This window comes from Kitasatospora sp. NPDC057542 (genome assembly GCF_042801945.1).
In the GTDB taxonomy this organism is placed as follows: Bacteria; Actinomycetota; Actinomycetes; order Streptomycetales; family Streptomycetaceae; genus Kitasatospora.
This window is the reverse complement of record NZ_JBHVFE010000481.1, coordinates 1-6,719: the sequence shown is the minus strand read 5'-3', so window position 1 is coordinate 6,719 and position 6,719 is coordinate 1. Positions and strand designations below refer to the sequence as shown.

The window sequence follows — 6,719 nt, the reverse complement described above, 5'->3', positions numbered from 1 at the left end:
ACGCAGGGGTGTGCTCAGTGGCCGCCGTTGCCCGTGGTCAGCGAGTCGGCGAGCCGCTCCGCGGTGTCCGCGTCGAGCGCGCCGTGCCCGAGCAGGAAGCGGTACCAGAAGACCCCGTAGACCTGGTCCGCGATGAGGTCCAGGTCGGCGTCCCCGGCCAGCTCGCCGCGCTCGCGCCCCTTGGCGAGGAGTTCGCGCAGCGCGGTGCGGCGGGCGGCGGTGAAGCTCCGCATCAGCTCGGCGAGGTGCGGGTCACGGGCGGCCTCGCGGGCGACGGTGCGCAGCGCGGAGGCGGTGGTGTCGCGTTGGGCCGCCTCGAAGGTGGTGGCGATGAAGGCCCGCAGGTCGGTGCGCAGGTCGCCGGTGCCGGGGCCGTGGACGTCCTGGTCGGCGCGGTCGGTGAGGGCGTCGAGCAGCACGGCGCCCTTGGAGGGCCACCAGCGGTAGACGGTCTGCTTGCCGACGCCGGCCGTGCGGGCGATGGCGTCGATGGTGACGGGTGTGCCGTCGGACTCGGCGAGCAGGCGCAGCGCGGCGTCGAGGATCGCCCGGTGGGCGGCCTCGTTGCGGCGGCGTCCGGTGTGCGGGCGTACGGCCGGGGAGGCCTCGGCGCCCTTGGTCTCGCTCATCGTGTTCCCTCTCCTCCTGCCCTCGCTTGACAAGACTAGCAGTCTCGACAAACATCATTGTCGGAACCTGAGGTCTCGACAAGTTGAAGGGCCCCACCACCATGAGCACTGCGTCAAACCTCTTCGCCGGACAGCGCGTCGTCGTGATGGGCGGCAGCTCGGGCATCGGCGAGGCGGCCGCCACCGCCTTCGCCGCGGACGGCGCCGAGGTCGTGGTCACCGGCCGCGACCGCGACCGGCTGGACGCCGCCGTCTCCCGGATGGGCGGCAAGACCACCGGTCACCGGCTGGACGCGGCCGACCCGGCCGCCCTCGCCGACTTCTTCGCCGCGGCCGGCACCGTGGACCACCTGGTCGTCGCGGTCAGCGGCGCGGCCGGCGCCGGCCCCTTCGCCGGGCTCGACCTGGCCGACCTCGCGACCGGCTTCGACGCCAAGTTCTGGCCGCAGGTGCGCGTCCTCCAGGCGGCGCTGCCGCACCTGCGCGAGGACGGCTCGGTCACCCTGATCACCGCCGCCTCGGCCCGTGCCGCCATCCCCGGCACCGCCGGACTGGCCGCCATCAACGGCGCCCTGGAGGCGATGGTCCCTCCGCTGGCCGTCGAGCTCGCCCCGCTGCGGGTCAACGCCGTCTCGCCTGGCGTGATCGACACCCCGTGGTGGGACCGCGTCCCGGCCGAGCAGCGGGCCGCGCTGTTCGAGGGCCTCGCCGCCACCACCCCGGTCGGCCGGGTCGGCCGCGCGGAGGACGTCGCCCGGGCGATCCACATGCTGGCCGCCAACAGCTTCGTCACGGGTGTGGTGTTCGACTGCACCGGTGGGGCCAACCTGCCCACCGGGCGCTGACCCGGGCGCCGACCCGGGCGCTGACCCGGGCGCTGACCCGGGCGCTGACCCGGGCACTGTCGCAGGTCACTCCTATGGTTCGACCGTGAACGCTCCCGACGTCATCCCCGTCAGCCACCGGCCCGACTACCGCACCGACACCATCGGTCGCTGGCAGGGCGGCCAGTTCTTCGCCTCGGCTCTCTGCCTCGGTGATGGCCGGTACTACGCCGCCCTGCACCGTTTCGACGTCACCGGCCGCCACCTCGACTCGCGGATACGCTCCACGGGCGAGGCGGCGGAGGCCAGGCGACTGCTGGCGGAGTGGCTCGACGCCCTGCCCGGTCGGGAGTACGGGGACATCGCGATCGCCCCGTTCGCCGTGCACGTCGACGGCGAGCTGTTCGGCCTGGTCCGCGAGGACTACGAGGAGGACGAGGTGGAGGAGGAGGACGAGCGGGTCCACTTCGAGCTGTACCCGGACGGCCTCGGCTTCGACGCCCCCTGGTGCGGCTGCTACGACACGTGAGCCGTCACCACTCCGCCACCCGGTAGTCCTTGAGGAACACCCCCGACACCGGGTCCCCGGCCTCGCCGCGGACGATCGGGTCGTAGACCCGGGCCGCGCCGTCCACGATGTCGAGCGGGGTGCGGAACCCCTGGGCGGCGAGTCGGGCCTTCTTCGGGGCCGGGTTCTCGTCGGTGATCCAGCCGGTGTCGACGGCGCACATGTGCACGCCCCGGGTGGCGAGTTCGGCCGCGCTGGTGCGGGTGAGCATGTTGAGCGCGGCCTTCGCCATGTTGGTGTGCGGATGCCGGGCGGTCTTGTTGCGGACGGCGAACCGGCCCTCCACCGCGGTGACGTTGACGATGTAACGGGCGGGGTGCGGCGAGGCCAGCAGCAGGGGCAGCAGCCGGTCGCAGAGCAGGGCGGGGGCCAGCGCGTTGACCAGCTGGGTCTCCAGCACCTCCGCCGGGTCGAGCGAACCCAGCGTGGCGGACCAGGAGTTGGCGGGGGCGAGGTCGGGCAGCAGCCCGGCCTCGTCCGTGAAGTCCAGCAACGACCCGGCTCCCGAAGGAAGTCGGGTGAGGCCGGTGGCCGGGCGGAACCCGGGGGCGTGGCTGATCGCCCGGCGGTCGGCGGCGGGCAGGGCGTCCTGCTCGCCCGCGGCCAGCAGCGCGTACGACCCGGGCGGGCGGCGCAGGGTCTGCGCGGCGTTGTTGACCAGGATGTCGAGCGGGCGCCCGTCGGCGCACAACCGCTCGGTCAGGCCGAGCACCTGGCGCGGGTCGCGGAGGTCGATGGCGACCACCGTCAGCCGGTCCCACCACTGCGCGCTGCCCTCGGCGGCGCGGAAGCGGCGGACGGTGTCCTGCGGGAAGCGGCTGGTGACGATCAGCTCGGCCCCGTCGCGCAGCATCATCAGGGCCAGCTGGAAACCGATCTTCACCCGCCCGCCGGTGAGCAGCGCCCGGCGCAGAGCATGTGGTAGAAGCCGTCGACCCGGCGGTAGGCCTGCTTGCAGACGTAGCACTTGCGCGGTATCCGCAGCTCGCCGGCCGGCTCGTCCGCCGCGGTCAGGGGCGCGTCCTCGCGGCGGGTCCGGCTGCCGGTCGCGGTGGTGGCGAGCAGCTCGGCGTCGGCCTGCCGGAGGGTCTGCCGGGCCTCCTGGCGGCGGCGCTTGCGGCTCTCCATGACGAAGGAGCTGAGCTGCCGCTCGGCGTGCAGCCGGGTGCGGTCGTGGGCGGGCAGGGCCCGAAGCCGGCCGAGGGTGCGGCTGAACGCGGCCAGTTCCTCGGCGCTGACGTGCGCCGTGCAGGCCGCGTCCTCGCAGGCCGGAGTGGTCGTGCTCAACTGGATGTGGTCGTCCCGGACCGTCATGTCCGCCCCCTCGTGCCGTACAGGTGGGAGGGACTGTAACGGACGGTCCGGGACGATGAGATGCCAATTTCCGCCGGTGGGCGGTAGGCGATGGGCTCAGCCCGCGTACTGGCCGAGGATCCTCGCGAACTCGTACGGCTGCTGAGGGATGTTGGTGCACTTGGACAGCCCGGTCAGCCGCAGCAGGCCTTGCACTCCTTGACCTGCACGTCGTCGATCACCGGACCGTACGCCCCGGCCACGGGCTTCCGGGAGTGGATCCGAAGGGACTTGACCTTGAGTGCACTCCAAGGTGAAAGCTGAAGGCGTTGACCACGCACCACCACGCGAACCACTGCGGCAACCACCACGGAAGCCGCGGAACCCAGATGGGAGCACCGCCATGCGCAACGCCTCGTTCGGTACCAGCGGCCCCGAGATCGGCGTCATCGGTCTCGGCTGCATGGGCATGACCTGGGCCTACGACGTGCAGAACCGGGACGACGAGAACTCGGTCCGGGTGATCCGGCAGGCACTGGACCTCGGCGTCGGCCTGATCGACACCGCCGACATGTACGGCCCGTACACCAACGAGGAGGTGGTCGGGGCCGCGCTGGCCGGCCCGTACCGGGAGCGCGCCTTCCTGGCCACCAAGGTGGGCATCGTGCCGGGCGGCGGGGGCCAGCAGGAGCGCAACGGCCGGCCCGAGCACGTGCGCCGCTCGATCGACGAGAGCCTGCGCCGGCTGGGCACCGACCACGTCGACCTCTACCAGCTGCACCGGGTCGACCCGGACGTCCCGATCGAGGAGACCTGGGGCGCGTTCGCCGAGGTCGTCGCGGCGGGCAAGGCCCGGAGCATCGGGCTCTCCGAGGCGACGCTGGAGGAGATCAAGCGGGCGCAGGCTGTGCACCCGGTGGCCTCGGTGCAGTCCGAGCTGTCGCTGTGGACCCGGGACGTGCTGGCCGAGGTGCTGCCGTACACCGAGGAGCAGGGCATCGCCTTCCTGCCGTTCTCGCCGCTCGGCCGCGGCTTCCTGACCGGCGGCATCACGTCCTTCGACGAGCTGCCCGCCGACGACTTCCGCCGCCGGCTGCCGCGCTTCCAGCAGGACGCGCTGAAGGCCAACCTGGAGCTGGTCGGGGCGGTCGGGGCGGTCGCCGAGCGGATCGGCGCCAGCCCCGCGCAGGTCGCGCTGGCCTGGGTGCTGGCGCAGGGCCGGTACGTCTTCCCGATCCCGGGCACCAGGACGCCGCGCTACCTCGTGGACAACGTGGGCGCGGCCGGGATCGAGCTCTCGGCGGCGGACCTGGCCGAGCTGGACGCGCTGCCGGCCGCGACCGGCGAGCGCTACTGACGGTGCGGTGGCGGAGTCAGCGCTCCAACACCCACACCAGCTGCCGTCCGGTCTCGCCCGGAGCCCGGACGGCGGCCTCGGCGATCCGCTCCAGCCGGTAGCCGAGCTTGCGCGGGACGGCCGCGCTGGCGCCGTTCGCCTGGTCGCAGCGGATCTCCACCCGGGTGATCCCGGGCAGCGCCAGCGCGGCCTCGGTCAGCGCCCCGGCCGCGGCGGTGGCGATGCCGCGGCCGACGTGCCCGGCGGCGACCCAGTAGCCGATCTCCAGCGCGCCCGGGCCGATCCGGCCGTGCAGGCCGAAGGCGCCGATCACGCCGCCGGGTTCGGTGTCCAGGCAGGCCAGGTACATGAAGTCGGTGCCGGCCTCCCAGGCGGCGGCGCCGGCCCGGGTCAGCTCGGCGGTCTGCGCCCGGGAGGGGGCCTCGGCCGCCCACTCCATCCAGGGCCGCAGGTGGTCCAGGTTGGCGCGGACGGCCCGGTTCAGTGCCTCCGTGTGGGTGCTGCGGCGGCGTCGCAGCCAGAGGCCGCCGGGCAGTCGCAGCCGTTCCGGCGGCCGTCCGGCGGTCACCTCCACCGCCGGCGGGGCGAGACCACAGGACCGTGGCTGTGCTGGGCTCATGACGGCGATTATGTCCTTGGCCAGGACCTGTCACCATCCGATATCCCTCCGGCGGCGGGCGCGCCCGGCCGCGCCCCGGCGCGTCAGAGCCGGACCATCACCTCGTCGAGCTCCTTGCGCCGCAGGTCCGGCACGCGCGCCCCCTCGGCCGGGTAGCCGACCGGGATCACGTACGCGGCGCGTTCCTCCGCCGGACGGTCGCACACCTCGTTGAGGAACTTCATCGGGCTCGGGGTGTGGGTGAGCGTGGCCAGCCCGGCCTGGTGCAGCGTGGCCAGCAGCAGCCCGACCGCGATCCCCACCGACTCCTTGGTGTAGTACGGGCGCGGCGAGTCGGGGCCCTTGTGCACCTCGAACACCACGATCACGGCCGGCGCGTCCTCCAGGAACGGCTTGCGCCAGTCGGTGCCGATCGGGGCGAGTGCGGCCAGCCACTCCGCCGAGGCCCGGTGGCCGTAGAACTCGCGCTCCTCGGCCTCGGCGGCCTCGCGCAGCCGCCGCTTGCGCTCCGGGTCGGTGATCACCACGAACCGCCAGGGCTGGACGTGCGCGCCGCTGGGCGCGGTGCCCGCCGTGCGGACCGCCCACTCGACGACCCCGTCCGGGATCGGGCGGGTGGAGTAGTCGCGGACGGTCCGGCGCTGCGCCATCACGTCGTGGAAGGACCTGCTGCGGGCCTCGGCCTCGTGGGCGGGCACCGTCATGGGGGCGAGCGGGACGGTCGGGTGGGGCGTCCCCGCCACGGCGCTGTCTGTGCTGTCAACCATGGCGGACAGCACAGCACATGACGGTCCCTCCGGGAAGAGGTAGAGACCAATCGCGGTTCAGTGGAGGGCTACAGCTCGTGCGCCCGCCCGTCCCGGACCTCGATCCGCCGGTTCACCGCCACCGTGTCCAGCATCCGCCGGTCGTGGGTGACCAGCAGCAGGGTGCCGGTGTACGAGCCGAGCGCGGACTCCAGCTGCTCGATCGCGGGCAGGTCCAGGTGGTTGGTGGGCTCGTCCAGCACCAGCAGGTTGACCCCGCGGGCCTGCAGCAGCGCCAGCGCGGCCCGGGTGCGCTCGCCGGGGGAGAGGGTGCCGGCCGGGCGCAGCACGTGCACCGCCTTGAGGCCGAACTTGGCCAGCAGGGTGCGCACGTCCTCCGGCGAGAGCTCCGGAACGGCGGCGGCGAAGGCCTCCACCAGCGGCTCCTCGCCGAGGAACAGTCCGCGCGCCTGGTCCACCTCGCCGACCACCACGCCGGAGCCCAGCGAGGCGCTGCCGCCGTCGAGTTCGAGCCGGCCGAGCAGGGCCGCCAGCAGCGTGGACTTGCCCGCGCCGTTGGCGCCGGTGATGGCGACCCGGTCGGCCCAGTCGATCTGGAGGTCCACCGGGCCGAAGGCGAAGTCGCCGCGCCGGGCGCTCGCCCCGCGCAGGGTGGCGACCAC

Annotated in this window: 7 protein-coding genes and 1 pseudogene; 3 read left to right on the top strand and 5 right to left on the bottom strand. The window is 73.7% G+C overall.

The window, feature by feature from the left end; translation table 11 throughout:
* Positions 1 to 14: 14 nt before the first annotated feature.
* Positions 15 to 629, bottom strand: coding sequence for a TetR/AcrR family transcriptional regulator (locus ACFU7Y_RS37130; RefSeq protein WP_224280472.1), 615 nt, complete (start codon positions 627 to 629; stop codon positions 15 to 17).
* A 101-nt stretch (positions 630 to 730) separates the two neighbouring features.
* On the opposite strand from ACFU7Y_RS37130, the gene ACFU7Y_RS37125 reads away from it, so the two are divergent.
* Complete coding sequence (locus tag ACFU7Y_RS37125; RefSeq protein ID WP_224280470.1) at positions 731 to 1,474, top strand: SDR family oxidoreductase; 744 nt, start codon at positions 731 to 733, stop codon at positions 1,472 to 1,474.
* Between the two features lie 85 nt (positions 1,475 to 1,559).
* Positions 1,560 to 1,982 (top strand): hypothetical protein, encoded by a 423-nt coding sequence (locus ACFU7Y_RS37120; protein ID WP_224280468.1) that lies wholly within the window; start codon positions 1,560 to 1,562, stop codon positions 1,980 to 1,982.
* A gap of 4 nt (positions 1,983 to 1,986) precedes the next feature.
* On the opposite strand, the pseudogene ACFU7Y_RS37115 reads toward ACFU7Y_RS37120, so the two are convergent.
* Positions 1,987 to 3,308 (bottom strand): annotated as a pseudogene (locus ACFU7Y_RS37115) (SDR family oxidoreductase).
* Between the two features lie 409 nt (positions 3,309 to 3,717).
* Here ACFU7Y_RS37115 and ACFU7Y_RS37110 point away from each other — a divergent pair.
* Entirely contained in the window at positions 3,718 to 4,671 is a 954-nt protein-coding gene (locus tag ACFU7Y_RS37110; protein WP_224280464.1) for an aldo/keto reductase, read from the top strand.
* A gap of 16 nt (positions 4,672 to 4,687) precedes the next feature.
* Here the strand turns inward: ACFU7Y_RS37110 and ACFU7Y_RS37105 are convergent, their stop codons facing one another.
* From ACFU7Y_RS37105 to ACFU7Y_RS37095, 3 genes are all read right to left on the bottom strand, one after another.
* Positions 4,688 to 5,290 (bottom strand): GNAT family N-acetyltransferase, encoded by a 603-nt coding sequence (locus tag ACFU7Y_RS37105; protein WP_224280462.1) that lies wholly within the window; start codon positions 5,288 to 5,290, stop codon positions 4,688 to 4,690.
* A gap of 83 nt (positions 5,291 to 5,373) precedes the next feature.
* On the bottom strand, positions 5,374 to 6,057 hold the full coding sequence (locus tag ACFU7Y_RS37100) for a nitroreductase family protein (protein WP_224280460.1): 684 nt from the start codon (positions 6,055 to 6,057) through the stop codon (positions 5,374 to 5,376).
* A 68-nt stretch (positions 6,058 to 6,125) separates the two neighbouring features.
* A partial coding sequence (locus ACFU7Y_RS37095; RefSeq protein WP_380770996.1) for an ATP-binding cassette domain-containing protein occupies positions 6,126 to 6,719 on the bottom strand: 594 nt, incomplete at its 5' end.